Raw genomic sequence first — 23371 nt, forward strand, 5'->3', positions numbered from 1 at the left:
ACGGACCCGCTTCTCAAGGTCAACATAGCTGAACAAGGAACCAGCCACCGCGTCGCTGCCGCGCATTCTCACCCCGTCCGACTGCGCCAACAGCGAATCATGGACGGGAAATTCGGGCTACGAATTTCATCAGCCTGCTAGCAGCGGCTCCTCCAGCACCAGCGCATGGGCCAGCTCATCGTCTTGGGTGAGGGAGCGGACGAAGCCGACGGACAGGCGCCGGTCCTTCAGCGCCTGCACCTGGTCGCCCTTGCGGGCCTGGCGCACGCCGGCCAGCACCGGGCGGATCTCATGCAGGAAGGCGCGGCCGGCGTCGGTCAGGCTGACACGCCGGGCGTTGCGGGCCAAGAGCTCCACGCCCAGCTCCTCCTCCAGCAGGGTGGATCTGGCGGCTGAGCGGTGGCTGGGAACGGTGCAGCCGCTCCGCCGCCCGGCCGAAGTGCAACTCTTCGGCGAGGACGAGGAAATACTCGATCTGGTTCAGTTTCATGGTGCTGGATCATCCGCGCGGTTCCGCGCGGATGGCAAGGCGGCAGTGGCCCTGGGCGCGTCAGCCGAGCTTGTCGGCCGTCCTGGTCTCGAAATCCGAGGCGTCGTGCCGCTCATGCAGCTGGCTGGCCGGGTCGCCCCAGGCGCGGTTGACCATCTTTCCGCGCTTCACCGCCGGGCGGCCGGCGATTTCCGCCGTCCAGCGCTGGACGTGGGTGTAGCTGTTCAGGTCCAGGAAGGTCGCGGCATCGCCGTAATATTCGCCCTGCGCCATCCCGCCGAACCAGGGCCATGCCGCCATGTCCGCGATGGTGTAGGCATCGCCCGCGAGGAAGCGGGTTTCGGCCAGCCGGCGGTCCAGCACGTCGAACAGGCGCTTCGTCTCCATCGCATAGCGGTCGATCGCGTATTGGATGTGGAACGGCGCATAGGCGTAAAAGTGCCCGAAGCCGCCCCCCAGGAAGGGCGCCGAGCCCATCTGCCAGAACAGCCAGTTGAGCGCCTCGGCGCGGCCGTGGGGGTCGGAAGGCAGGAAGGCGTTGTCGAACTTCTCGGCCAGGTAGAGGAGGATGGAGCCGGATTCGAACACCCTGACCGGCGCGCCGCCGCCCTTGGGGGCGTGGTCCATCAGCGCCGGGATCTTCGAGTTCGGGTTGACGCCGACGAAGCCCGATCCGAACTGGTCGCCGCTGATGCGGATCAGCCAGGCATCGTATTCCGCCCCGGCATGCCCGGCTTCCAGCAGCTCCTCCAGCATGATGGAGGCCTTGATGCCGTTGGGCGTCGCCAGGGAGTAGAGCTGCAGCGGATGCTGGCCGACCGGCAGTTCCTTGTCATGCGTCGGCCCCGCTATCGGGCGGTTGGTGCTGGCGAAAGCACCGCCATTGGCTTGCTCCCAGGTCCATACCTTGGGGGGCTCATATCCCGCCGGGAGGCTTTCAGCAGGGTTTCTCGATGCCATGGGATTATCTCGTTCTTGATGCTGATGGTGCATCTGGTGGCGCGCTGGGGTCTGGGAAGGCCGGCATCGCATTTCGCGGTCGGTTGCAGGTATGTGGGCTGTGGTGTGCAGGCGGTAGAGCTGAAGAGTAGCTAGCCCTGGCCGCGGGTGCGGGTGGCCATCTGATCGCGTTTTGATTCACGTTCCTGCGAGGGGAGCGACCAACTGCGCATCGAGATGGGCATCAGCAGGCTTGTCTCGATCCACGTTCCAGCGAACCGGAACGCCGCGTCGCCGCCGCGGATCATGTGATCGAAGATGCTGAAATAGGCCGCCGCCACCACCCCTTCCAGCGTGTGCAGCGGTACCCGGCCGGTTTCGGTTCCCTCCACCTCCACCTCCAGATTGGCGCCGTCCTTGCGCAGCTAGGCGCCGTCGGTGGTGACATAGATGGTGTTCAGCATTCGCCGCATCACTCACTCCCGAGTTGCGCGGCCAGCCAGCGCGCCACGGCTAGCGGCTTCTCCTGCCGCTCAGGGCAGCACAGGTCATGCAGCGAGCAGTGCGGACAGCCCGCCAAGAATACCGCCGGCGGCGTGACCTAGTTAGGATGTTGTCCGGTGCCTTACGCGCTACGCGCCGCGTCGGTTCACGCAGCTGCGACGTCACAATTACGGGCCAGTTTCACTACAGCAGCATTGAATTTCCGGCTGAACACCCGTCGTTGCATGCTGACCTCCGATAAGGTTGGAAAACCTTACCTCTGTCTGCGCCAAGCCCGCAGTAGCGCAAATGAATTTTCGTGCAGCCAGGTACCGTCTCAAGCGTCCGAGCGCATTGTCGAAAATCACCAGAATTCATGAGCATACTGATCCCTGCTCAGGCTTGCTCTTGCAGGAAAAACTTGGACTATTACTGTGAAGTCAGGGGGATCGAATGGCGATTCGAAACATTCCGCTCAGTTCGCTCATGGTTAACCGTGCCAATGATCGGCACGGCGAACTCGAAAACGAAACAGCCGCTATCGCTTGGCTCTTCAAAGAGCGCGAGCAGCATATGCGCAATCTGACGAAGGACATTGTTGATCGGGGTGAGATCTACGAAGTTCCCCTGGTCGGCCCGGAAAAAAGCCAGTTCATCGTCTTCGACGGCAACCGCCGCGTGACGTGCCTGAAGCTGCTCGACGACCCACGCCGTGCGCCGACAGTGGAACTGCAAGCCTTTTTCAAGGAACAGCGGGCGTGCTGGAGAGGTGCTTTCCTGAAAGACATCCAGTGCCAAGTTGAGACGGACCGCGACCGCATCGACGAGATCCTGTTCCGGCGACATACCGGCACGCAGAATGGTGTGGGCCAGAGCACCTGGGACGACCGCATGAAGTCGACCTTCGTTGCCCGCACGGGCAAAGGAAACGGCCCGAGCGTCGCCGACGAAATTGAAAAGCGCTTGAGCGATGCCCGCCTGTTACCGGCGCGGCGGAAAATCCCGCGCTCCACCCTCAATCGCCTGCTGTCTGCTGAGCCCTTCCGCAGTCGGGTCGGGTTCAGCATGAAGGGTGGCAAATTCGAGTTTACCCACGACCCAGCAAAGTCGCTCAACGCGCTTGCGCGGATCGCCACCGACTTGACGAACCGCGATCTTGTCCTTGGTGACATCTGGGACGTGGACGGGAAGCAGCGCTATCTGGACAAGCTCGCGAGCGAAGGAATCCTTCCTGCCGCTGGCGACTCCCTGAATGGGAGCGACGAAGGAAAACTCAAGCCCAAAGTGCGAGCGAAACGCAGCAAGCCGACCGCGAAGGCCACGCCAACGGTGCGGTCAACGCTGATCCCACAAAAAGATTTCGCGTTCACTTGGCCCGGCCGTCTCCAGCGTCATCACCAGATTTGGGAGGAACTCCAGTTCCACCTGGATGTGCGGAGGAACCCTAACGCCATCTCGGTTCTACTGCGCGTTCTGCTGGAACTTGCCCTTGAGAACTACATTAAGGAGGCGAAGGTCTCGGTCCACGAGAACGACAAACTCGCAATGCGGCTGGAGAAAGTCGGCCTGCACCTTCAAGCGGCGGGCAAGATCGATGCGAAGCAACTGGATGTAATCAAGAAGTTCAAACAGGGCGAAAAGCTCGTCTCGGCGGACACACTCAACAAGTACGTTCACTCCCCGAATTTCGCGCCATCGCCTGAGCACCTCATGTCGATGTGGGACAGCTTGGCGGACGTCGTCGTGCTTTGCTTGAAGGCTTAGGTTGCGTGGACAAACCTGATCGACGCTGTGCTGGACGCGGCGTTTCCGCTTGGTCAGGATTTCCGGCGCTATGGTCGTGCAGATCCTGCCGGATGCCTGCATAAGGGGTCTCAACCGCCTGGGGCCGTTCCAGCAAGCGCAAGCGAATTACAGACAGGCCGATGCGGCGACCGTATGCGCTTCTGGCGACTGCGTGATATGCGCGCGATGGCGGCACGCCTGAAAAAGTGCCTAACGCTCTAACCGCTTGAAAAGGATGGTGGGTGCGACAGGGATTGAACCTGTGACCCCTGCCGTGTGAAGGCAGTGCTCTACCGCTGAGCTACGCACCCATCGTGTGTGGGGCGCCATTTGCCTGTCCCGCGCGCCAGTGTCAACCCGGGGGGGCGCCATCATGTGCCCGCACCGCAGAAACCCCTTGCGCCGAGGCCATCGCATCCCTGATTCTACACCATGCGACGCATCCTGCTTCCCTTGCCGATCCTCGGCCTGGCCATGCTGGGCATGCGCCCGGCGGCCGCCGCCATCTGGTATGCCACCTACGATCTGCACGTCGCAGGCCTGCACGTGATGCAGACGCGCGTCACCATCGATTCGGACAGCACCCGCTACCGGCTGGAAATGCAGAGCCGCTCCCGCGGGATGCTCGGCATGCTCTCGCGCTCCGACCAGACCACGGTGGTGGAGGGCGATTGGCGCGGCAACACCCCGCGCCCACGCCGCTACAGCGTCAGCGGCATCATGCGCGGCGAACGGCGGGAAGCCCTGATGGACTACGCCGCCGACGGCCGCCCGCTGGTGCGTGCCCTCATCCCCTCCCTGATCACCGAGGACCGGGAGGATGTGGCCGCGGACCAGCTCTCCGGCACCATGGACAGCCTCTCGGCGCTGCTGATGCTGTCGCGCAACGTGGCGGCGACGAACCGGTGCGAGGGCGGCGCCCGCCTGTACGACACCCGCCGCCTGAGCCAGGTGGAGGCCCGCACCGAGGGGCAGGAGATAGTACCGAACGAATGGGGCGTGATCATGCCCGGCCCCGCCCTGCGCTGCACGCTGGAAAGCCGGATGCTGGGTGGCTTCCTGCGCGGCCAGGATCCCGCCCGCGCGCGTGAGCCCAGCCAGATCACCGCCTGGATCGCCGTGCCCAGCCCCGGCGCGCCGCCCCTGCCGCTGCGGGTCGAGATCGCCTCCCGCTGGTGGGGGCGGGTGTACGCGACGCTGACGCGGATCGAGGGCGGTTAGAGCATCATCCGATCGGATGGAATCATCTGATCGGATAAAGATGATCGTGAAAACAAATACCTGGAGCGGTTGCCGTGAGCCGGTGCGAACGGAAACCGGTCTAGGGCGCGCGCAGCACGGCGCGCACCACCTCGGCCAGCCCCTGGTGCTTCGGGCCCTCATCCAGCCGGACGGCGCCTTCCAGCAGCGCCAGCACTGCGAAGGCAGGGAATTCTGCCTCCACGATCGCGCGGGTCCACAGCAGCGCGGCCTCACGCGGGCCGCCGCTGCGCCGGCCTTCCTGCGCGGGGGAAAAACATTCCAGCACCAGCAGCCCGCCGGGCTTCAGCGCGCGGCGCACGCCGGCGCAGGCCTTGGTGCGGTCCTCGGGCGGCAGGTGCACGAAAATCCAGGCCACCAGATCGAAGGCGGCCTCCGGCCAGTCCCAGGCGGTGGCATCGGCCACCACGGTGGTCAGCGCCACGCCCTCCCGCGCCGCCAGCTCCGCCGCATGGGCCATGCCGGTGGCGGACCAGTCCAGCGCCGTCACCTCCAGCCCCTGGCGGGCCAGCCAGACGCCGTTGCGCCCCTCCCCGTCGCCCAGCGCCAGGGCCTGCATGCCGGGGCGCAGGCGGTGCGCCTGCGCGGTCAGGAATTCATTGGGCGCCCAGCCGAACATGCCCGGGGTGGCACCATAACGGGCGTTCCAGGCGGCGCTGTCGCTCATGCCCCGGGTTCCCAGCCTGGCGGGGCCATCTCGAACCCCGCGAACTCGAAGGCGGGTGCCACGGTGCAGCCCACCAGCACCCAGCCCGCCCCGGCCGGTTCCGCCGCCTGCCAATGCCCGGCCGGCACATGGCCGAAAGGGCGCTGCCCGGCGGCTAGGTCCAGCCCCAGCACCTGCTCCGTCACCGCCACGCCATCGGCGGAGATCCGCAGCCGCAGCGGCACGCCGCCATGCCAGTGCCAGCCCTCGGCGGCGTCCAGTACGCGGTGCCAGTGGCTGCGCTCGCCCGCCTTCAGCAGATACAAGATGGCCGTGCCGGCGCCGCGCCCGCCCCCGGGCGGGGCGTCGCGCCAGACCTCGCGGTAATAGCCACCCTCGGGGTGCGGTTGCAGCCCGAGGGTGGCGATGATCTCCTCGGCGGTCACGCCGGGGGCATGGTCTCGGCGAAGGCGCGGTTGGCCTTCACCGCATCGAACCAGGCGGCCAGCTTGGGGTGCGTGGGCCGCCAGGGTTCATGCGCGTAACGGAAATCCAGATAGCCCAGCGCGCAGCCGATGCTGACCAGGCCGAGATTGCCCAGCCCTTGGGGCTCCGCCTTCTCCAGCGCCGCCAGGGAGCGCTCCATCACGCCCTTCTGCCGGGCGTCATAGGCGCGGCGGCCGTCATCCTGCGGCAGTTGCGCCATGCCGCGCCGGGCCACCGCCGCATCCATCAGCCCATCGGCGATGGCGTGCAGTTGCAGCACCTTGATGCGCTCGGGCCCGGCGGCCGGGATCAGCCGGGGCGCATCGCCCAGCGTGTCCAGGTATTCGCAGATCACCAGGCTGTCGATCAGCGCCACGCCGTCATCGGTCACCAGCGCCGGGATCTTGGACAGCGGATTGTCCACCAGCAGATGCGCCGGGCTTTCATGCGGGTTGGTCGGGATCTTCTCGATCTTCCCGTCCAGGCCGCGCAGGATGGCGGCGGCCATCACCTTGCGCACGAAGGGGCTGGACGGGCTGTGATGCAGTTTCATGGAATTCCTCCCCGGATTCAGCGGAAAGAGTCCTTCCCGGCGCGGATTTCCGCAAGCCGTTCCACCGAGGAAACCCGCAGGAAGGGGTTGGTCGCCAGCTCCTGCGCCAGGGTGGTGGGCACGGTGGGCTCGCCGATCAGCCGCAGGGCATGGGCTTCCCGCCCGCGGGCCTGCAAGGCCTCGTTCTCCGGCTCCACCGTCAGGGCGAAGCGGATGTTGCTCTCGGTGTATTCATGGCCGCAGCAGACCAGCGTCTCCGCCGGCAGCTTCGCCAGCTTCTGCAGAGAGGCGAACATCTCCGCCGCCGTGCCCTCCAGCAGCCGCCCGCAGCCCACGCTGAACAGCGTGTCGCCGCACAGCAGCACATCGCCGAACAGCAGCGCGATATGGCCGCGCGTGTGGCCCGGCGTGTCGAACACCTGGCCCTTGGTGGCGCCCAGCGCCGGGGTGTCGCCCTCGCTCAGCGCCAGGTCCAGCGCGGGCAGGCGGTGGGCGTCGGCGCGGGCCCCCATCACTTTCGCGCCGAAGGCCGCGCGCACGCCCTCCACCCCGTTGATGTGGTCGCCGTGGTGGTGGGTCAGGATGATCCAGTCCAGCTTGCCGCCATGGCCGTTCACGAAATCGATGATGGGCTGGGCCTCGCCCGGGTCCACCACGGCGGTCTGGCCGGTTTCGGCATCCTTCAGGAACCAGGCGTAGTTGTCGGACTGGTGCGGAATGGGCAGGACGGACACAGGCATGGAAGGTTCCTTGCGAATCTCCCGCTCAGGCGCGGTTGCCCCTATATCCCCTGCATGAGCCATGAGGTCCACGCCCTGCCGGCCTTCTACGCCAGCCCGCCCGGGGAGGCAGCCAGCCGCGTGCTGGCCACCGCCCTGGCCGGCTTCTGGCCGCTGCTGCCCGGCATGGCCGTGGCCGCCGTGGGCTGGGGCGCGCCCTATCTGCCGCTGTGGCGGGGCCAGGCGGAGCGCTGCCTTTCCCTGGTGCCGGAACCGCTGGCCGATGGCGCGATCCCGCCCGCCGCCGTGATGCCCGAAGCCAGCCTGCCCCTGCCGGACCTGTCGCTGGACCGCATCCTGCTGATCCATGCGCTGGAGCACGTGGAACGCCCCGACGCGCTGCTGCGCGAATGCTGGCGCGTGCTGCGCGACGATGGCCGCCTGCTGGTGGTGGTGCCGAACCGGCTGGGCTGGTGGTCGCTGACGGACCACACCCCCTTCGGCCAGGGGCGGCCCTATTCGCGCGGACAGATCACGCGGCTGCTGCGGTCCCGCCTGTTCGCGGTGGAACGCTCGGCCCCCGCGCTGTTCGTGCCGCCGTTTTCCAGCCGCTGGGCCCTGGCCGGGACCGGGCTGTGGGAGGCCGCGGGCCATCGCGCCTTCGGGCGCTTCGGCGGGGTAATCATCGCGGAGGCGCGCAAGGATGTGTTCGGAGCCGTGCCCACCGGGGCGGTGCCGGCGCGGCGGATGGTGGAAGTGCCGGCTTAAGGGCGGTGGCTCGGGGTGGGCGGTATCCAGGGGGCGCCGCCCCCTGGACCCCCGGCAGGAGCCGAAAGGCCCCTGCACCCCATGAGTTTGGCGCTTTACAGTGCCAAGGGGTTTCCCATTGAATTTTATAAAGAAAAAGGCGCCCCACCTGCCAAGGTAAGGCGCCAATTCCTGAGTTCCAAGGGCCTTTCGGTCCCTGGGGTGTGGGGCTGGGTTGTCAGGGGCGGAGCCTCTGACCGGGGGGGCGAAGCCCCCCCAACCCGCGCCCGAAACCTCAGACCGGATCCCAGCTGAACACATCGCCCGAGCGGTCGAGCGGCGTGAAGTTCGCCTTGAACGCCGGCAGCGCGATTTCCGCGATGCGTTCCGGCGTCCAGCCATTCTCGCTGTGGATGGAGCGGATGGGGCGGGACTGGTTGAACAGGAACAGCTCATGCATGCGGGGCGCGAAGATCTGGCCCGACACTTCCTTCGCCGCGTCGGAGGCGAGGAACACCGCCAGCGGCGCGTTCTTCTCGGGCCCCATGCGGGAGATGCGCTCGACGCGCGCCTTCTGCTCCGGCGTTTCCGCCGGGATGGAGCTGGTCATGCGGCTCCAGGCAAACGGCGCGATGCAGTTGGAGCGCACGTTGTAGCGCTGCATGTCCAGCGCGATCGACTTCGACAGGGCGGCGATGCCCAGCTTGGCCGCGGAATAGTTCGCCTGGCCGAAATTGCCGATGAGGCCGGACGTGCTGGTCATGTGCACGAAGGCGCCGCTTTCCTGCTTGCGGAAATGCTCGGCCGCGGCGCGGGAGACGAAGAAGCTGCCGTTCAGATGCACGGAGATGACGGAGAGCCATTCCTCCGGCGTCATGCGGTGGAAGATCTGGTCGCGCAGGATGCCGGCGTTGTTCACGACGATGTCGATCTTGCCGAAATTGTCCAGCGCGCACTGCACGATGCGCTTGGCGCTGTCCCATTCGGAGACGCTGTCGGTGTTGATCGCGGCCTGGCCGCCGCGCTGCTCGATCAGGGCCTTGGTCTGCTCGGCGGGGCTGGTGGAAAAGCCCTCGCCGCCCAGGGAGGCGCCGACGTCATTGATGACCACCTTGGCGCCGGCGGCGGCCATGGCCAGCGCGATCTCGCGCCCGATGCCGCCACCGGAACCGGTGACGACCGCGACTTTGCCTTCGAGAAGCATGCTGCGTTTCCTCATTGATGCATTGCTGCGCAAACGCTAACCCGGGGCGCGCGGCAAGTGAAGCCCCGGGTGGCCAGCATGCCCGACCGGCCGGTAGGTATCAGTCCAGGCTGACGTTGCCCGCCCGCACCACCTCGGCCCATTTCGCCGTCTCCGCCGCCACGAAGGGCGCGAATTCGGCCGGGCCCACCGCTTCCACGATGAAGCCCTGGGAGGCGAAGCTGTCCTTCACCTCCGGCAGTGCCATGATTTTCGCGATTTCCTCATGCAGCCTCGCCACCACCGGTGTGGGCGTGCCGGCGGGCGCGAACACCCCTTGCCAGGAGGTCGCCGAAAACCCCGCCAGCCCCGCCTCCTGCATGGTGGGCACCTGCGGCAGCATGGGGTGGCGCTGGGGGGAGGTCACGGCCAGCGCCCGCAACTGCCCGTCGCGGATCAGCGGCATGGTCACCAGCATATCCGCGAAGGAGGAAACCAGCCGTGCCGCGATCAGGTCCGTCGTCATCTGGGCCGTGCCGCGATAGGGCACATGGGTCAGCTGCGTGCCGGTGGCGTTGGCGAACATCACGCCCGTCAGGTGCATGGAGGTGCCATTGCCCGGCGTGCCGTAGGTGACGGCGTTGGGCGCGGCCTTCGCGGCGGCCACATAGCCCGCCACATCCGTCACGTTCATCGAGGGATGGGCCACCAGCACCAGCGGCGCGGAGATGACGCGCGTGACCGGCGCGAAATCCCGCACCGGGTGATAGGGCAGGTTGCGGAACAGGCTGACGGCGATGGCGTTGCTGCCCGTCACGCCCATCAGCAGGGTGTGGCCGTCGGGGGCGGATTTCGCCACCGCGTCGGCCCCCGTGGTGCCGCCGGCGCCGGGCCGGTTTTCCACCAGCACCGGCTGGCCCAGCGCCACCGTCAGCTTCTCTCCGATGCGCCGCGCCAGCACATCGGTGCTGCCCCCGGGCGGGAAGGGCACGACGAGGCGGATGGGTTTTTCCGGCCAGGACTGCGCCCGGGCGGGGGCTGCGGCCAGGGCCGACAGGCCCAGCGCCCGGCGCCCGATCTTCAAAGACATCATGCAAGCTACTCCTGTGTTCGTGACACCGGTTTCTGGCTGGCTTTGTTGTTCAAGCGGCCCGGCGGAAGCGTGTCGGGCTGAAGGGGGAAAGGTCGATCTGCGGCATGCGCCCGGCGACGAGGTTCGCCACCTCCCGCCCCGTGCTGGCGGCGCCGCACATGCCCACATGGCCGTGGCCGAAGGCGAACCAGGCGTTCTCCGCGCGCGGCGCGCGGCCGATCACCGGCAGGCTGTCCGGCAGGCAGGGGCGGTGGCCCATCCATCGGGTGGTGCGGCTGGTGTCCAGATGGGGGAACATCTCCTGCCCGCGGGCGAGCAGGCTGTCCGCGCGGCGCCAGTCGGGGGCGGCCTTCAGGCCCGCGAACTCCACCGTGCCCGCCAGCCGCAGCCCCATGCGCATGGGGTTCACCATCAGGTTGTGCTCGACGGCCATCACGGTGTGGGTCAGGGCCAGGTTGTTGCTCTCGACGGTCACGTGATAGCCGCGCTGGGTCTCCAGCGGGATGGCGGGGCCCAGCTGGTTGGCCAGCTTCGCCGACCACGCGCCGCCCGCCAGCACCACGCCGTCCGTCTCATGCCGCGTGCCGTCATCGAGCTGCACGGCCCGCACGGTGCCGCCCGCCATGTCGAAGCCGGTGACGCGCTTTCGCACCACCGCCGCGCCATCCTTCACGCATTGCTCGAAGATGGCCCGGGTGAAGGCGGCGGGGTCCAGCGTCGAACCGTTCTCCGGCGCCAGGATGCCGAAGCGGAAGCGGCCCTTCAGGTCGGGTTCCAGGCTGACCAGCTCATCCTCGGCCACATCGCGCATGTGCACGCCGAGCGAGCGCCGCAGCTTCATGCCCCAGGCCCATTGCCGCGCCGCTTCCTCGCCGGAATAGACGTAGAGGCAGCCGCTGCGCCGCATCAGCCCCATGGCGCCCGCGCGTTGCAGCAGCGGCTCGTAGCAGTCGAAGATGGGTTCCAGCAGGTGCCGCAGGGCGGTGGCGATGCGCACCACCTCCGCGCGGTCGGAGGCACGCAGGAACCGCACCAGCCAGGGTGCGACGACGGGCGCGTACCACCAGCGCACCGCCAGCGGCCCCAGCGGGTCCAGCAGCCAGGACGGCACCTTCTTCCACATGCCCGGCATGCCCACCGGCAGGCAGGCGCTGGGCGACAGCGAGCCGGCATTGCCGAAGCTCGTGGCCTCGGCGGGGCCCAGCGGGTCGATGAAGGTGACGTGATGGCCTTCGCGTTGCAGCCAGGCCGCGGCGCAGGCCCCCATGATGCCATTGCCGATGACGGCGAGTTTCATGCCCTGTCCCCCAGACGCATCAAAGGCCACGCGCACAGCGCCAGCGTGACGCCCGCCAGCAGCAGCGGCACCGCCGACCCGCCCCAGCCATGGCCCACGGCGGCGGCGATGATGGGCGGTGTCAGCACCTGCCCCAGATTGTTGCACTGGATCACGAGGCCCATGGCGGGCCCGATCAGCCCCGGGCCCGGCACCACCAGCGGCACGGTGGCGAACAGGCAGGCCGGCACCGCGCCGCCCACCAGCGACGCCGCCATGGACAGCGCCAGCGCCACCACCAGCCCCGGAGAGGCCGCGTAGCTGGCCGCCGTCAGCACCGACATCGCCACCCCCGTGACCAGCACCAGCCGCCCGGGATTCATGCCGCGCCGCAGCGCCTCTCCGGCGGCCAGGTTGCCCACCACATTCGCCCCCGCGGCCACCGCGCCGATCGCGCCCGCCAGGCTGAGCCCGGCGCCGAAACGCTCGATGACGAAGGCCGGCAGGAAGGCCGCGATGCCGAAATAGATCGCCACATAGCTGGCGAAGCAGCCCGCCACGAGCAGCGGCCGCCGCGCCGCCACCAGCGCCCGCAGCGCCGCCAGCGGCGAGCCCAACCCCCTCTGCGGCCCGCCCACCGCGCGCGGCACCAGCGCCGTCACCACCAGGGCCATCAGCAAGGCCAGACCGCTTGCCAGCACCCAGGCCCCGCGCCAGCCCCAGGCGCCGATCAGCGGCGCGCCCAGCATGCCCAGCGCGATGCCCGCCGGCATGAAGGCCGCCCAGATCGACAGCGCCATCGCCCGGTCGCGCGGCGCCGAGCGCTGCGCCACCAGCGTGGGGGCGGAGACGACGATGGCCAGGAAGCCCAGCCCCTCGACCAGCCGCGCGCCATACAGCAGCGGCACATTGGGGGCGGCGGCCAGGGCCAGCCCCGCGCCGCCCGCCAGCCACAGCCCGCCGATCAGCACGCGGCGCGTGCCCAGCCGCGCGGCCGTGCTGCCCGCCACGCAGCCCATCAGCCCGGTCAGCAGCGCGAAGAAGGAGAGCAGCAGCGCCGCCCCCGGCAGGCCGAAGCCGAAATCCGCCGCCAGCACCAGCAGGGCGGGCGGCACCTTGCCGGTCTGCAGCGCGCCGATCACGCCCGCGCCGACCAGGGCCGAGACCTCGGCCCAATCCGTGCGGGCGGGTTCAGCCATCCGCTTGCCGGCCCAGCGCGAACCACCAATGGATCGCCCGGCGCTCCACCGCCACGAAGCCGCGGTTGAGCGCATAGCCCAGCACCGAGAGCAGGATGATGGTGGCGTACATCTCGGGCGCGCGGCCGGCGAATTGCATCATCACCAGATAATGGCCGATGCCGGCCTCGCCCGCGATCATCTCCGCCACCACCGCCACCACGAGGGAGAGGCCGAGCGCCACCCGCACCCCCGCCAGCGCGTAGGGCAGGGTCGCGGGCAGCACGATGAAGGCCGCGCGTCGCAACGGCCCCACGCCGAAGGTGCGGCCCATCTGGATCGCCTCGGCCTCCACGGCGGCGACACCCTGCATGGTGTTGGTCAGCACGGGGAAGAAGGCCGTGAGTGCGACGACCGTGATCTTCATCGGGTCATCGAGGCCCAGGAACAGCACCAGCGGCGGGATGACGGCGGGCACCGGGATGGGCCGCAGCAGCTCCACCGCCGGCGCCAGCAGCATGCGCGTGACCGGGGCCAGGCAGAAGGCCAGCCCCACCACCACGCCCGCCACGCTGCCCGCCGCCAGCCCCGCGCCCATGCGCCACAGCGTGCCGCCGATCAGCGGCGGCAGCTCGCCGGAGGCGATGTCGTGGAACAGCGCCGCCAGCACCTGGGACAGCGCGGGCCAGTTGGGGCTGTCCACCCAATGCAGCCGGGCGGACAACTCCCACAGCGCCAGCAGCGCCGCGACCAGCCAGAAGCCGGAGGTGATCCGGCCTGCCTTCACTGGCCCACCCTCACTGGCCCAACCTCACTGGGCGGTCTTGTGGATCAGGCTGGCGCTGGCCGGATAGCGCCCGGTCAGGCCATAGCGCTGCATGGTGCCCACCAGCTCGTCGATCTCGGCGGGCGTCACGTTCTTGGCGTAGGCGGGCAGGGCCACATTGCGCATGCGCTCCAGCGGCACGCGGGAGAAGTTGGAGATCAGTTCCAGCAGCGGCGGCTGGCCCAGGCGCTCATTCACCCAATCCACGCCCTTGTGCAGCGCGCGCGCCCAGCGGTCGAAGATCTCGCCGTTGCGGGCCAAATCGGGGCCCATGCCCACGTAATGCGCGTTGGTGCAGCCGGGCTGGGTTTCGCTCATCGGCCAGCCGATGCGTTCGATCTGCCCGGTCTCCAGTGCCGCGGCCACGAAGGGCTCGGAGGAGATGACGGCATCCACCCGCCCGCCGATCAGCGCATCGGCCATCTGCGGGAACGGGATTTCGACGGTGGTGACTTTCCGCCAGTCGCCGCCGGTCTTTTCCACCCAGGCCATGCCGCGCAGCCAGACAATGTTGTTGCGCGTGTTGCTGGCGATGCGCTTGCCTTCCAGGTCCTTGCCCGAACGGATGCCGCTGCCCTTGCGCGTCAGCACCGCCAGGATGTCCGGCGGGCCCATGGTGGCGCGGGAGGCCCCGGAGATGAACTTGAACTCCTGCCCCTCACGCACGCCCAGCATGGTGGACACGCCGTTGGAGAACACGGCGCGGAACTGCCCCGCGATCAGCCCCGGCAGGCCGGTGGCGCCGCCGGCGGTGGTGGAGGTGTCGATCTCGATGCCCTCGGCCGCGAAGAAGCCCTGGGCGATGGCCGCGTGCAGCGGCGCCACATCCAGCACCGGGATGACGCTGACGCGCATCTTCGTCAGCGCCTGGGCGTTGATCGCCGGCGCCATCAGGGTGGAAGCGCCCAAGCCCAGCAGGGCGGCGCGGCGGGTGGCTTGCGTCATCACTTGGGTCTCCGTGGTGGTCAGCGGCGCTGCCAGAACAGCGCGCGCCGTTCCGCCAGCAGGAAGATCGAATTCAGCAGCAGGCCCAGCACGGCCAGGATGACCAGCCAGGCGTACATCTGGCGCAGCTGGAAGCTGCGCTGCATGTCCAGGATCAGGAAGCCGAGGCCCCCCTGGCCGGCCAGCATCTCGCTCAGCACCGCCAGCACCATGGCCAGGCCCAGGCTGACGCGCATGCCGGCCAGGATGAAGGGCAGGGCCGCGGGCAGGATCATGTGCCACAGCGTGTGGCCCAGCCCCCAGCCATGGGTGCGGGCCGCGTCCAGCATCACCCGGTCCACCCCGCGCACGCCCTGAAGCGTGTTCAGCAGCACGGGGAAGGTGACGACGAGGGTCACGGAGGTGATCTTCATCGCGTCGTCGATGCCCAGGAACAGCATCAGCGGCGGCACCAGCGCGGATTTCGGGATGGGACGGATCAGCTCCACCAGCGGCTCGAACAGGCGGTACATGGCGGGCGAGACGCCCATGGCCGTGCCCAGCCCGATACCGATGGCGCTGCCCAGGAAGAAGCCCGCGAAAACCAGTTTCAGCGTGGACAGCAGCGGCGGGAGGAATTCCCCGGTGCTGAGCAATTCCCACAGCACCTCGGCCGTGGCGCTGGGCGGCGGCAGCAGGGCGCGGCGGATCATCCCCGCATCCACGGCGAATTCCAGGAAGGCGATGATCATCGCCACCACGAAGAGGCCGGGAAGCAGGGTCCTAAGCCGCATCGCGCGCCAGCAGCCGGTTCAGCAGGTGGTGGCGCAGTTCCAGGAAGCGCGGCGCCTCCCGCGTCGCGATCGCGTCGCGCGGGCGCGGCAGGCCGACCTCGATCACCTCCCCGATCGTGCTGGGGCGGGGCGTCAGCACGGCGATGCGGTCGGCCAGGAAGATCGCCTCCTCCACATCATGCGTCACCAGCATCACGGTCAGTTTGCGGCGTGCCCAGATGTCCAGGATCAGCGATTGCAGCTGGATGCGCGTCAGCGCGTCCACCGCGCTGAAGGGCTCGTCCATCAGCAGCAGGGCGGGTTCGGCCGCCAGGGCGCGGGCGATGGCCACGCGCTGCTGCATGCCGCCCGACAGTTGCCAGGGGTAATGGTCCCCGAACCCCGCCAGCCCGACCTGGGCCAGCTGCTCATCGGCCGCCGCGCGCGCGGGTTTGCGGCCCAGGCGATGCTCGGTGGCGAAGGCCACATTGTCCCGGCAGTTCCGCCACGGCAGCAAGGAACGGTTGTATTGCTGGAACAGGTACACCGCCTCCGGCGGCGGCCCGGCCACGGCGCGGCCGTTGATGCGGGCCTCGCCCTCGCTGGGCGTGGTCAGCCCCGCCACCATCTGCAACAGCGTGGACTTGCCGCAGCCCGAAGGGCCCAGCACGGCCAGGAACTCGCCCTCCGGCACGGTCAGGGAGACGCGCTCCATGATCCGCGCCGGCGGCGCGCCGCCCGGCTGCGGGTAGAATTTCCCGAGTGCGTCCAGTTCCAGGAACGCCATAAGCCCCACCCCGCAGCGCTGTCAGAAAAGCTCGAAATACTCCCGGTGTTCCCACTCCGAGACCTCGGCCTCGAAGCGCGCGATCTCCGCGCGCTTGATCCGCAGGTAGTAGTCGATGAAGCCGTCGCCGAAGCTGGCCCGGGCCAGCGTGTCGGCATCCAGCGCGTCCAGCGCCTCGGCCAGGCTGCGCGGCAGCATGGGGGCCTCGGTGTCATAGGGGGCGTCGGCGCTGGGGCCGGGGTCCAGCCCTTCCTCGATGCCCGCCATGCCGAAGGCCAGCTGGCTGGCGATGTACAGGTACGGGTTGGCCGCCGGCTCCCCCACGCGGTTCTCGATGCGCGTGGCGGGGTCGCCCGGCGTGCCCAGCGCGCGCAGCATCACGCCGCGGTTGTCGATGCCCCAGATCGCGCGGTCCGGCGCCAGGGAATGCGAGCGGTAGCGGCGATACCCGTTCAGCGTGGGCGTGGCGAAGGCCGCCGCCGCGCGCGCATGCCGCAGCAGCCCGCCCAGATAGTGCTTCGCGGTGCCCGACAGCAGCTCGCCCTCACCCACGAAGGCGTTGCGGCCGCTGGCGGTGTGCTTCATCGACTGGTGCAGATGCCAGCCGCTGGACATCACCTGCGGGATGCGCGGGCGGCACATGAAGGTGGCATGATAGCCATGCCGCCGCGCCACCTGCTTCACCGCCGAGCGGAACAGCACCATCATGTCCGCCGAGCCCATGCCCGGCAGCGCGCTGAAGGTGAACTCCACCTGGCTGGGGCCGAACTCCACCTCGATGGAGCGCAGCGGCAGGCCCAGCGCCTGCACTTCCCGGCGCAGGATCTCCACGGCGGGGTCGAGCTGGTCGTAGCGCAGCTCGGTCAGGTAGTTGTAGCCCTGGGTCAGCAGCGCGACATCAGGCGGCGTGCCGGGCTGGCCGGCGTCGCTGGGGGCCAGCTTCGGGTCCAGCAGCTTGAACAGGTGGAACTCCACCTCGAGGCCCGTGATCAGCTCGAAGCCTTTCGCCTCGGCCCGGGCCAGTTCGCGCGCCAGCATGGCGCGGGTGGCGAAGGGCGCGACGCGGCCATCGGGCATATAGGCATCGCACAGCATCCAGCCCGTGTGCGGCGCCCAGGGCAGCACCTTGAAGGTGGAAGGATCGGGGATCAGCACCAGGTCGGCGGCCCCTTGCAGGGCGGCATCGCCCAGACCCCCGCCCGCGCTCCAGACCGGGAAGACGGTGCGGTGGGACGTGTCCTTCAACAGCAGGGTGGAGGTGAGGGCGACGCCATTCTCCATGGCCGAACGCGCCTCGGCGGCGACCAGGGTCTTGCCGCGCAGGATGCCGTGCTGGTCGGGGAAGGCGAGGCGCAGCATCTCCACGCCGCGCACCTCGATCTCGCGCAGCACCTCGGCGCGATGGGCGGCGTCCGAGAGGGAATGTCGGGCGACGAAACTCATCGGGCGGCACTCCGGGGGCCTTTCCCCCGGGCCCCCACCGAGGGGCGCCGCCCCTCGGCACCCCGGCAGGAGCCGAAAGGCCCCTGCACCCCATGAGTTTGGCGCTCTACCTTGCCAGGTGGGGTGCCAATTTCATGATAAAATTCAATCGGTAACATGTTTTGAAGGCCAGGTGCCAAACAGACCGAAGGTCCAGGAAACTGAGTTTCCTGGCGGGGTGCAGGGGCAGAGCCCCTGCGTTGCGCGACCACCCCCATCACTCCGCCGCCAGGGCCGGCGGTGCCCAGGGGGCGGCGGCGCGCCTGCGGGCCACGGCCTGTTTCCAATGCGCTTCCCAGCCTTCGGCCGGGGCCATGCAATCGATGGTGGAGGGCCCGGTCATCGCGGCGGTGCCTTCGCCCTGCATCAGCGGCGGGCGTTCGCCGGCCTCGATGGCGGCCATGGCGCGCAGCAGCAGGCGGCGGTTGGCGGCGATGGCCTTGTCGGTGCTGGCCAGGTGTTCGCGCGTGCGGTCCTGGATGCGGCCCTGGCTTTCCACCGCCCATTGGTCATGGACGTTGATGTCCTCGCCCATGCCCGTGTAGGTGCTGCGCGTCTGTTCGTCCGCGTCGAAGCCATAGTCGTTGGTGGCGTTCTTCTTCGGCAGGTAGTCGGGCAGGGAGTAGCTGTCGAGCCGCTGCGCGCGCATCTGGGCGCGGTCCACGGGGGCGGCGAAGCTGGTGAAGATCGCCACCCAATAGCAGTTCTCGTCATCCACCGGCATGTGCCACTGGGTGATGGTCATCTCGGCGCTCATCGGGATGACGAAGGCGGTGGGGAAGAAGCTGTTGGTCACCCGCACATGGGTGGTTTTCTCGTTGATCTCGCGCAGGGCGAACACGCGCAGGCCGTGGTCGGTGTTCTCCACCTCGATGCGCGGGCGCGGGAATTCGCGCAGCACATAGGTCATCGGCAGGTCGGAACCGTCCGAGGTCGCGCGGAACTGCTTGCCATAGGCATCGTCCTGGTCGCCGTCCTCGAAGAAGCGGTGCAGGAAGCTGGCATGGGCGGGGTCGATGCCCACCTCCAGCGCCTGCAGCCAGTTGCACTCGATCAGGCCCTTGAAGGCGAAGGTGTGCGTCTCGGGTGCCGCGAAGCAGTCGAAGGCGGGGAAGGGCGCGGGCTCGGCATCGCCCAGCCAGGCGAAGATGACGCCGCTGCGCTCCACCACCGGATAGCTCTTCTGGCGGATGCGCTGGCACAGGGTGCTGCCCTCTGGTTCCGCCGGCGTGTCCAGGCAGGTGCCCTTGGTGTCGAACAGCCAGCCATGGAAGGGGCAGCGCAGCCCGCCATCCTCCAGCCGGCCGAAGGCGAGGTCGGCGTTGCGGTGCGGGCAGTCGCGGTCCAGCAGGCCCAGATTGCCGGCCTCGTCCCGGAACAGCACGAAATCCTGGCCCAGCGCGCGCACGGGGCGGATGGGGCGCGGGCCCGCCACCTCATCGGCCAGCGCGATCGGCTGCCAGTAATGGCGCAGCACGGCGCCCCCCGGCGTGCCGGGGCCCACCCGGGTCAGGCGGTCATTCTGTTCGACGGTCAGCATGCGCTTTGTCTCCCGCTGGCGGCGGCGAATAGGGAGTGTTCGCAGAGCGAACATATGTGCGATGATAGCGAGGCGGCTTGACCTGCATCAACGGTGAAGCCGTGCACCGCACCATGCGAAGGAGCCTGACCCTGCCGAGATTGCGCGAAGAGGATGCGGTGCTGCGCAAAGCATCGGCAAACGGCCCCGATTTCCTGGAGGCATTGGCCCGTGGCCTGGCGGTGATCCAGGCCTTCGGCGCCGGGCGCCGCCCGATGACCCTGGCCGAGATCGCCCGCGCGGTGGACCTGCCGCGCGCCACCGCGCGCCGCGCGCTGATCACCTTGCAGGCGCTGGGCCATGTGGACAGCGACGGCCGGCTGTTCCGCCTGACGCCCCGGGTGCTGACGCTGGCCGCCGCCTATCTGGGTTCCAACGGTGCCTCGACCGTGTTGCAGCCTCGGCTGGAGGCCCTGGCGCTGGAGCTGGGCGTCGCCTGCAGCGCGGCGGTGCTGGATGGGCCGGATGTGGTGTTCATCGCCTATGGCCGGCCCACGCGGATGCCCAGCATGTCCTCCATGCTGGGGGAGCGGCTGCCGGGTTTCTGCTCCGCGCTGGGGCGCGTGCTGCTGGGCGCGATGGAGGACGCGGCGCTGGAGGCCTTCCTGGCCGGGCTGTCGCCGCAGCCGGTCACGCCGCACACGGTGCTGGATGTGCCGGCGATCCGCGCCAGCATCCTGGCCGCGCGGGCCGAGGGCTTCGCCCTGGTGGAGCAGGAGGCGGAGCAGGGCTTCCTGTCGCTGGCCATTCCGCTGACGCGCTTCGACGGGCGGGTGGTGGCGGCGGTGAATATCGGCTGCCCCGCCGGGGGGGCGGGGGCGAAGGTCCGGCTGCTGGCCATGCTGCCCCGGCTGCGGGACGCGGCGGAGGAGGTTTCGGCGCAGTTGGTTTAGATCATCAGCCGATCAGATGGAATCATCTGATCGGGTAAAGATGATCGTGAAAACAAATGCCTAGGGCGGTTGCCGTGAGCCGGTGCGAACGGAAGCCGCCCTAGGCGGCCAGCCTGCGCAGCCCCTCCAGCAGCGGCAGCAGTTCGGGTTTGCCCGCCTCCTCCACATGGTCGGCCAGCGCGGCCATGCTGGCCCGCGTGTCCTCCGGGCCCAGCAGGCCGGTTGCCAGCATCCAGCGCAGGCACAGCGCCCAGGTGTTCACCACATCCTGCTCGCAATAGGCCGCGACATCGCCCAGCTTGCCGGCCTTCGCCGCTTCCTCCACCGCCGCCCCGCCCATGAAGGATTTGGCATCCAGCCCCAGCAGCGCCGCGGCCTCCGCCAGGGAGGGCGGCGTGCTGGCGCGGTGGCCTGAGAGCCGGTCGCACAGGTCGATGTGGTCGTTGCCGTAGCGGTGGCCGTAATCCCGCCCGCCGCGCCCGAACAGGTTGGGCATGGCCACGCCCAGCGCCATGGCGCGATAGCGCAGCACCGGCAGGTCGAAGCCCTGGGTGTTGAAGCCCACCAGCACCGGCTGGTTGCGGAAGGCGTGGTCCAGGCGTTCCAGCAGCGCGGCCTCCGGCACGTCATCGGTGCCGCGCGCTTCCAGCTGGGTCACCTGCCAGGGCTCGCCCTGGCCGTCGCGGCGCAGGCGCAGCACGCCCAGCACCACCAGCCGGTGCAGCGGCGCCTTCAGGAAGGCATGCGCCGGGTCCTCCCCCGCGCGGGCATAGCGGGCGCCGAGCGCCGCGCGCAGGGCGGTGTCGTCCATCCCCTCGGCGGCGGCGCCCAGCAGGGTGCGGCCGGTGGCCAGGTCCGGCACGGTTTCGATATCCAGCACCAGGATGCGATCGGTCACGGCAGGGCCCGCCACAAAGCCAGGGTGCAGACCAGCACGGCCACCCACATCAGCGCCAGCGCCATGGCGGTGCCCAGCGCGTCCGCCCCCAGCCCCACCAGCAGCGGCACGGCGGAAAACCCCACATGCGCGATCAGGAAGAAGCCCGCGGTGGCGCGCGGCCGGTCATCGGGGGCGGCGATGGTCGCCGCCGCCAGCCCGCCCAGATAGACCAGCCCGTGCGCCGCCAGGCCGATGATCGCGGCCCCCAGCATCAGGGCCGGCAGCCCCCCGCCCAGTGCCCCCCAGAACATCACGCCGCCGCCCAGCACCAGCAGCGGCAAGCCGAGCCGCAGGGACCGCGCGGGCGGCAGCGCCCGCGTGCGCCCCTGCACCGCCAGCCCCATCAGGATCATGCAGGCCACGGCCCAGGCGCCCGCGCGCGGCTGCCCGGCGGCGGCCAGCGCGGCGGGCACGGTGGTGATGGCCACCCCCGTCAGCCCCCAGGCCGGCACCATCGCCAGCGACGACGCCAGCGTGCCGCGCGGAAAGGCCGGCCAGCGCAGCGCGGGCCCGCCCAGCGGCACCCGGGTTTCCGGCAGGCGCAGCGCCATCACGATGCACAGCCCCAGCAGCAGCAGATGCAGCGGCAGGGTGATGGGCGGGCGCGCCAGCGGCCAGGCCAGCAGCGCCAGCAGCGTCAGCACCGGCCCCAGCCCGAAACTGCCGGAGGTCCCGGCGGTGACGGTGGCCGCGCCCTCCCGGCTGGCCTGTTCGCGCGGCCTGCCCTGGCGTTCCAGCAATTCGGCGGCCCAGGCGGCGGCGGCATTGGCCACGCAGCCCATGCCGAGGCCCTGGAACACGCGCGCCAGCGCCAGGCTGCCCAATCCCGGCCACAGCGCCAGGAACAGGCTGGAGGCCGCGGCGAGCGCCAGCCCCAGCACCATGGTGCGCCGCCGCCCGATGCGGTCCGGCAGCGGCCCCAGCAGGGGCGCGGTCAGGATCAGCACCCCGGCATAGCAGGCGAAGGCGGCGGCCAGCGCCCCATTCCCCGCCCCATCGGCATATTCCACATACAGCGGCAGCGGCAGGGTGGTGGACAGCCCCGCGGCGAACACCATCAGCCCGACGCGCCAGGCGGGGCCGGTCATGGGGCCTCGCCGCCCAGCCCGTGCCGGGCCAGCACCTGGCGCACCGCCTCGGGCGGGATGGCCTCCAGCCGGCGGCCCTGGTGGCCGGTGATCGTCACGGCCCGCAGCATGGCGTTGCAGACCGCCTCCTCCGTCGCCTCCACCACCGCCTGGAACAGGGGGGACATGGCATCGTTCGGCCAGTCCTCGATGGTGCGCGGCCCGGGCGTCCGCCGCACGGAAGCGGCGGTCGAGAAAGCCAGCGCATAGTCGCCAGACCCGTTGGCCATGCACGACCCCGTGCGGCCCAGCCCCAGGAAGGCCCGCTGGGCCAGGCGCTTCAGGTTGCGGTCCGACAGCGGCGCGTCGGTGGCGATGACGATCACGACCGAGCCATCCCCGCCATGATCGTCGATCCGGTCCTTCAGGAAATACCGCCCCAGCGCCCGCCCCACCGGCGCGCCCCCCATCGAGAGGATGCCGCCGTAATTCGTCTGCACCAGCACCCCCACCGCATGCCCGCCCAGCGAGCCGGGCAGCAGGCGGGAGCTGGTGCCGATGCCGCCCTTCCAGCCGAAGGCCTGGGTGCCGGTGCCGGCACCCACGCAGCCCTCGGCCACCGGGCCCGGGGCGCTGGCCGCGATCGCCGCCAGCACATGCGCCGCCGTGACATGCCGGCCCCGGATGTCGTTCAGCACGCCGTCATTGGTCTCACCCACCACGGCGTTGACGGAGACCACGGCCTCATTGCCCGGCTGGGCCAGGGTCCAGGCGACGGCGCCCGCGATCCCCTCCGCGACCGAGAGGGTGTTGGTCAGGATGATGGGGGTCTCGATCTCGCCCAGCTCCTCGATCTGGGTGGAACCCGCGAACTTGCCGAAGCCATTGCCCGCGGCGAAGCCGGCCGGGGTCTTGTCCTGGAACAGGTTGCCGGGGTGGGGCAGGATGGCCGTGACACCGGTGCGGATGGCCTCGCCCTCGATCAGCGTGACATGGCCCACGGCCACGCCCGCGACATCGGTGATGGCGTTCAGCGGGCCAGGGCGCAGCACGCCAGGGGCGATGCCCAGGTCACGGGCACGGGGCCGCTGTTCGTCAGGGGAAAATGCGGCCATCGAAGGGCTCCTGCTGCCTGCGGGGAGCATGACAGGCAATGGAGCGCGCCGGGAGGCACCAGGGGGCGCTGCCCCCTGGACCCCCGCCAGGACCGTGCTCGGTCCTGGACCTAGATCAGTTGGGCGCTGATCCTGGGAAGGTGTTTC

25 protein-coding genes and 1 tRNA gene are annotated in these 23371 nt (G+C 69.5%); 4 read left to right on the forward strand and 22 right to left on the reverse strand.

The window, feature by feature from the left end; genetic code table 11:
• Positions 1-129: 129 nt before the first annotated feature.
• The 4 genes from GT007_RS22440 to GT007_RS22200 all read right to left on the reverse strand — a co-directional run bounded on the left by GT007_RS22440 (position 130) and on the right by GT007_RS22200 (position 1821).
• Positions 130-357 carry a hypothetical protein gene (locus GT007_RS22440; protein WP_236571621.1) on the reverse strand — a complete coding sequence of 76 codons (228 nt, stop codon included), beginning with the start codon at positions 355-357 and terminating at the stop codon, positions 130-132.
• A complete protein-coding gene (locus GT007_RS22940; protein WP_236571622.1) occupies positions 290-490 on the reverse strand; it encodes a LysR family transcriptional regulator in 201 nt (66 codons plus the stop codon). The genes GT007_RS22440 and GT007_RS22940 overlap by 68 nt, the downstream gene beginning before the upstream one ends.
• Before the next feature lie 60 nt (positions 491-550).
• Positions 551-1450 carry a glutathione-dependent disulfide-bond oxidoreductase gene (gene yghU / locus GT007_RS11575; protein WP_160121774.1) on the reverse strand — a complete coding sequence of 300 codons (900 nt, stop codon included), beginning with the start codon at positions 1448-1450 and terminating at the stop codon, positions 551-553.
• A 131-nt stretch (positions 1451-1581) separates the two neighbouring features.
• A complete protein-coding gene (locus tag GT007_RS22200) occupies positions 1582-1821 on the reverse strand; it encodes a hypothetical protein (RefSeq protein WP_201451889.1) in 240 nt (79 codons plus the stop codon).
• Between the two features lie 544 nt (positions 1822-2365).
• Between GT007_RS22200 and GT007_RS11585 the strand changes: the two genes are divergently transcribed.
• A complete protein-coding gene (locus GT007_RS11585; protein WP_160121775.1) occupies positions 2366-3676 on the forward strand; it encodes a hypothetical protein in 1311 nt (436 codons plus the stop codon).
• 257 nt (positions 3677-3933) lie between these two features.
• Here GT007_RS11585 and GT007_RS11590 read toward each other — a convergent pair.
• Positions 3934-4008: transfer RNA gene (locus GT007_RS11590), tRNA-Val, on the reverse strand.
• Positions 4009-4129: 121 nt separating this feature from the next.
• On the opposite strand from GT007_RS11590, the gene GT007_RS11595 reads away from it, so the two are divergent.
• Positions 4130-4918, forward strand: coding sequence for a DUF3108 domain-containing protein (locus GT007_RS11595; protein WP_160121776.1), 789 nt, complete (start codon positions 4130-4132; stop codon positions 4916-4918).
• 100 nt (positions 4919-5018) lie between these two features.
• Here GT007_RS11595 and GT007_RS11600 read toward each other — a convergent pair whose 3' ends face one another.
• The 4 genes from GT007_RS11600 to gloB are packed head-to-tail and all read right to left on the reverse strand — an operon-like array spanning position 5019 to position 7382.
• Positions 5019-5624 (reverse strand): SAM-dependent methyltransferase, encoded by a 606-nt coding sequence (locus GT007_RS11600; protein WP_160121777.1) that lies wholly within the window; start codon positions 5622-5624, stop codon positions 5019-5021.
• The gene (locus GT007_RS11605; protein ID WP_160121778.1) at positions 5621-6049 is read right to left on the reverse strand and encodes a cupin domain-containing protein; all 429 of its coding nucleotides are present in this window, start codon (positions 6047-6049) and stop codon (positions 5621-5623) included. The genes GT007_RS11600 and GT007_RS11605 overlap by 4 nt, the downstream gene beginning before the upstream one ends.
• Complete coding sequence (locus GT007_RS11610) at positions 6046-6642, reverse strand: glutathione S-transferase N-terminal domain-containing protein (protein WP_160121779.1); 597 nt, start codon at positions 6640-6642, stop codon at positions 6046-6048. The genes GT007_RS11605 and GT007_RS11610 overlap by 4 nt, the downstream gene beginning before the upstream one ends.
• 17 nt (positions 6643-6659) lie before the next feature.
• The gene (gene gloB / locus GT007_RS11615; RefSeq protein WP_160121780.1) at positions 6660-7382 is read right to left on the reverse strand and encodes a hydroxyacylglutathione hydrolase; all 723 of its coding nucleotides are present in this window, start codon (positions 7380-7382) and stop codon (positions 6660-6662) included.
• Between the two features lie 54 nt (positions 7383-7436).
• Between gloB and GT007_RS11620 the strand changes: the two genes are divergently transcribed.
• Complete coding sequence (locus GT007_RS11620) at positions 7437-8129, forward strand: methyltransferase domain-containing protein (RefSeq protein ID WP_160121781.1); 693 nt, start codon at positions 7437-7439, stop codon at positions 8127-8129.
• A gap of 274 nt (positions 8130-8403) precedes the next feature.
• Here the strand turns inward: GT007_RS11620 and GT007_RS11625 are convergent, their stop codons facing one another.
• The 10 genes from GT007_RS11625 to GT007_RS11670 form a co-directional block, all read right to left on the reverse strand.
• Positions 8404-9312 (reverse strand): SDR family NAD(P)-dependent oxidoreductase, encoded by a 909-nt coding sequence (locus GT007_RS11625; protein WP_201451890.1) that lies wholly within the window; start codon positions 9310-9312, stop codon positions 8404-8406.
• Positions 9313-9412: 100 nt separating this feature from the next.
• Complete coding sequence (locus GT007_RS11630) at positions 9413-10384, reverse strand: tripartite tricarboxylate transporter substrate binding protein (protein WP_160121783.1); 972 nt, start codon at positions 10382-10384, stop codon at positions 9413-9415.
• Positions 10385-10433: 49 nt separating this feature from the next.
• The gene (locus tag GT007_RS11635) at positions 10434-11681 is read right to left on the reverse strand and encodes an NAD(P)/FAD-dependent oxidoreductase (protein ID WP_160121784.1); all 1248 of its coding nucleotides are present in this window, start codon (positions 11679-11681) and stop codon (positions 10434-10436) included.
• Entirely contained in the window at positions 11678-12859 is a 1182-nt protein-coding gene (locus GT007_RS11640; protein WP_160121785.1) for an MFS transporter, read from the reverse strand. Before GT007_RS11640 ends, GT007_RS11635 begins: the two co-directional genes overlap by 4 nt.
• On the reverse strand, positions 12852-13625 hold the full coding sequence (locus GT007_RS11645; protein ID WP_160121786.1) for an ABC transporter permease: 774 nt from the start codon (positions 13623-13625) through the stop codon (positions 12852-12854). Before GT007_RS11645 ends, GT007_RS11640 begins: the two co-directional genes overlap by 8 nt.
• Positions 13626-13649: 24 nt before the next feature.
• The gene (locus GT007_RS11650; protein WP_160121787.1) at positions 13650-14609 is read right to left on the reverse strand and encodes an ABC transporter substrate-binding protein; all 960 of its coding nucleotides are present in this window, start codon (positions 14607-14609) and stop codon (positions 13650-13652) included.
• 20 nt (positions 14610-14629) lie between these two features.
• Positions 14630-15382: an ABC transporter permease gene (locus tag GT007_RS11655; protein ID WP_160121788.1), complete on the reverse strand. Its 753-nt coding sequence runs from the start codon at positions 15380-15382 to the stop codon at positions 14630-14632.
• The gene (locus GT007_RS11660) at positions 15372-16148 is read right to left on the reverse strand and encodes an ABC transporter ATP-binding protein (protein ID WP_201451891.1); all 777 of its coding nucleotides are present in this window, start codon (positions 16146-16148) and stop codon (positions 15372-15374) included. Before GT007_RS11660 ends, GT007_RS11655 begins: the two co-directional genes overlap by 11 nt.
• A gap of 21 nt (positions 16149-16169) precedes the next feature.
• The gene (locus tag GT007_RS11665) at positions 16170-17591 is read right to left on the reverse strand and encodes a glutamine synthetase family protein (protein WP_160121789.1); all 1422 of its coding nucleotides are present in this window, start codon (positions 17589-17591) and stop codon (positions 16170-16172) included.
• 256 nt (positions 17592-17847) lie between these two features.
• Positions 17848-19170 (reverse strand): aromatic ring-hydroxylating dioxygenase subunit alpha, encoded by a 1323-nt coding sequence (locus GT007_RS11670; protein WP_160121790.1) that lies wholly within the window; start codon positions 19168-19170, stop codon positions 17848-17850.
• 113 nt (positions 19171-19283) lie between these two features.
• On the opposite strand from GT007_RS11670, the gene GT007_RS11675 reads away from it, so the two are divergent.
• A complete protein-coding gene (locus GT007_RS11675) occupies positions 19284-20102 on the forward strand; it encodes an IclR family transcriptional regulator domain-containing protein (protein WP_160121791.1) in 819 nt (272 codons plus the stop codon).
• A 100-nt stretch (positions 20103-20202) separates the two neighbouring features.
• Here GT007_RS11675 and GT007_RS11680 read toward each other — a convergent pair whose 3' ends face one another.
• From GT007_RS11680 to GT007_RS11690, 3 genes are read right to left on the reverse strand one after another with little or no spacing between them, the layout of a single operon-like run.
• A complete protein-coding gene (locus GT007_RS11680; RefSeq protein ID WP_160121792.1) occupies positions 20203-21000 on the reverse strand; it encodes a ribonuclease H-like domain-containing protein in 798 nt (265 codons plus the stop codon).
• Positions 20997-22130 (reverse strand): MFS transporter, encoded by a 1134-nt coding sequence (locus GT007_RS11685; protein ID WP_160121793.1) that lies wholly within the window; start codon positions 22128-22130, stop codon positions 20997-20999. The genes GT007_RS11680 and GT007_RS11685 overlap by 4 nt, the downstream gene beginning before the upstream one ends.
• Positions 22127-23224 (reverse strand): DmpA family aminopeptidase, encoded by a 1098-nt coding sequence (locus GT007_RS11690; RefSeq protein ID WP_201451892.1) that lies wholly within the window; start codon positions 23222-23224, stop codon positions 22127-22129. The genes GT007_RS11685 and GT007_RS11690 overlap by 4 nt, the downstream gene beginning before the upstream one ends.
• Between the last annotated feature and the right edge of the window lie 147 nt (positions 23225-23371).

It is taken from the genome of Rhodovarius lipocyclicus, assembly GCF_009900765.1.
Taxonomy (GTDB): Bacteria; Pseudomonadota; Alphaproteobacteria; order Acetobacterales; family Acetobacteraceae; genus Rhodovarius; species Rhodovarius lipocyclicus.

Bases quoted from the DNA above. Each gene is read 5' to 3' on its own strand.
- GT007_RS11690 (WP_201451892.1), bottom strand. From the start codon at position 23,224: ATGGCCGCATTTTCCCCTGACGAACAGCGGCCCCGTGCCCGTGACCTG.
- GT007_RS11665 (WP_160121789.1), bottom strand. From the start codon at position 17,591: ATGAGTTTCGTCGCCCGACATTCCCTCTCGGACGCCGCCCATCGCGCC.
- yghU (WP_160121774.1), bottom strand. From the start codon at position 1,450: ATGGCATCGAGAAACCCTGCTGAAAGCCTCCCGGCGGGATATGAGCCC.
- GT007_RS11635 (WP_160121784.1), bottom strand. From the start codon at position 11,681: ATGAAACTCGCCGTCATCGGCAATGGCATCATGGGGGCCTGCGCCGCG.
- GT007_RS22940 (WP_236571622.1), bottom strand. From the start codon at position 490: ATGAAACTGAACCAGATCGAGTATTTCCTCGTCCTCGCCGAAGAGTTG.
- GT007_RS11610 (WP_160121779.1), bottom strand. From the start codon at position 6,642: ATGAAACTGCATCACAGCCCGTCCAGCCCCTTCGTGCGCAAGGTGATG.
- GT007_RS11675 (WP_160121791.1), top strand. From the start codon at position 19,284: ATGCGAAGGAGCCTGACCCTGCCGAGATTGCGCGAAGAGGATGCGGTG.
- GT007_RS11640 (WP_160121785.1), bottom strand. From the start codon at position 12,859: ATGGCTGAACCCGCCCGCACGGATTGGGCCGAGGTCTCGGCCCTGGTC.
- GT007_RS11585 (WP_160121775.1), top strand. From the start codon at position 2,366: ATGGCGATTCGAAACATTCCGCTCAGTTCGCTCATGGTTAACCGTGCC.
- GT007_RS11600 (WP_160121777.1), bottom strand. From the start codon at position 5,624: ATGAGCGACAGCGCCGCCTGGAACGCCCGTTATGGTGCCACCCCGGGC.
- GT007_RS11650 (WP_160121787.1), bottom strand. From the start codon at position 14,609: ATGACGCAAGCCACCCGCCGCGCCGCCCTGCTGGGCTTGGGCGCTTCC.
- GT007_RS11595 (WP_160121776.1), top strand. From the start codon at position 4,130: ATGCGACGCATCCTGCTTCCCTTGCCGATCCTCGGCCTGGCCATGCTG.
- GT007_RS11630 (WP_160121783.1), bottom strand. From the start codon at position 10,384: ATGATGTCTTTGAAGATCGGGCGCCGGGCGCTGGGCCTGTCGGCCCTG.
- GT007_RS11625 (WP_201451890.1), bottom strand. From the start codon at position 9,312: ATGCTTCTCGAAGGCAAAGTCGCGGTCGTCACCGGTTCCGGTGGCGGC.
- gloB (WP_160121780.1), bottom strand. From the start codon at position 7,382: ATGCCTGTGTCCGTCCTGCCCATTCCGCACCAGTCCGACAACTACGCC.
- GT007_RS11655 (WP_160121788.1), bottom strand. From the start codon at position 15,382: ATGCGGCTTAGGACCCTGCTTCCCGGCCTCTTCGTGGTGGCGATGATC.
- GT007_RS11620 (WP_160121781.1), top strand. From the start codon at position 7,437: ATGAGCCATGAGGTCCACGCCCTGCCGGCCTTCTACGCCAGCCCGCCC.
- GT007_RS11660 (WP_201451891.1), bottom strand. From the start codon at position 16,148: ATGGCGTTCCTGGAACTGGACGCACTCGGGAAATTCTACCCGCAGCCG.
- GT007_RS11685 (WP_160121793.1), bottom strand. From the start codon at position 22,130: ATGACCGGCCCCGCCTGGCGCGTCGGGCTGATGGTGTTCGCCGCGGGG.
- GT007_RS11670 (WP_160121790.1), bottom strand. From the start codon at position 19,170: ATGCTGACCGTCGAACAGAATGACCGCCTGACCCGGGTGGGCCCCGGC.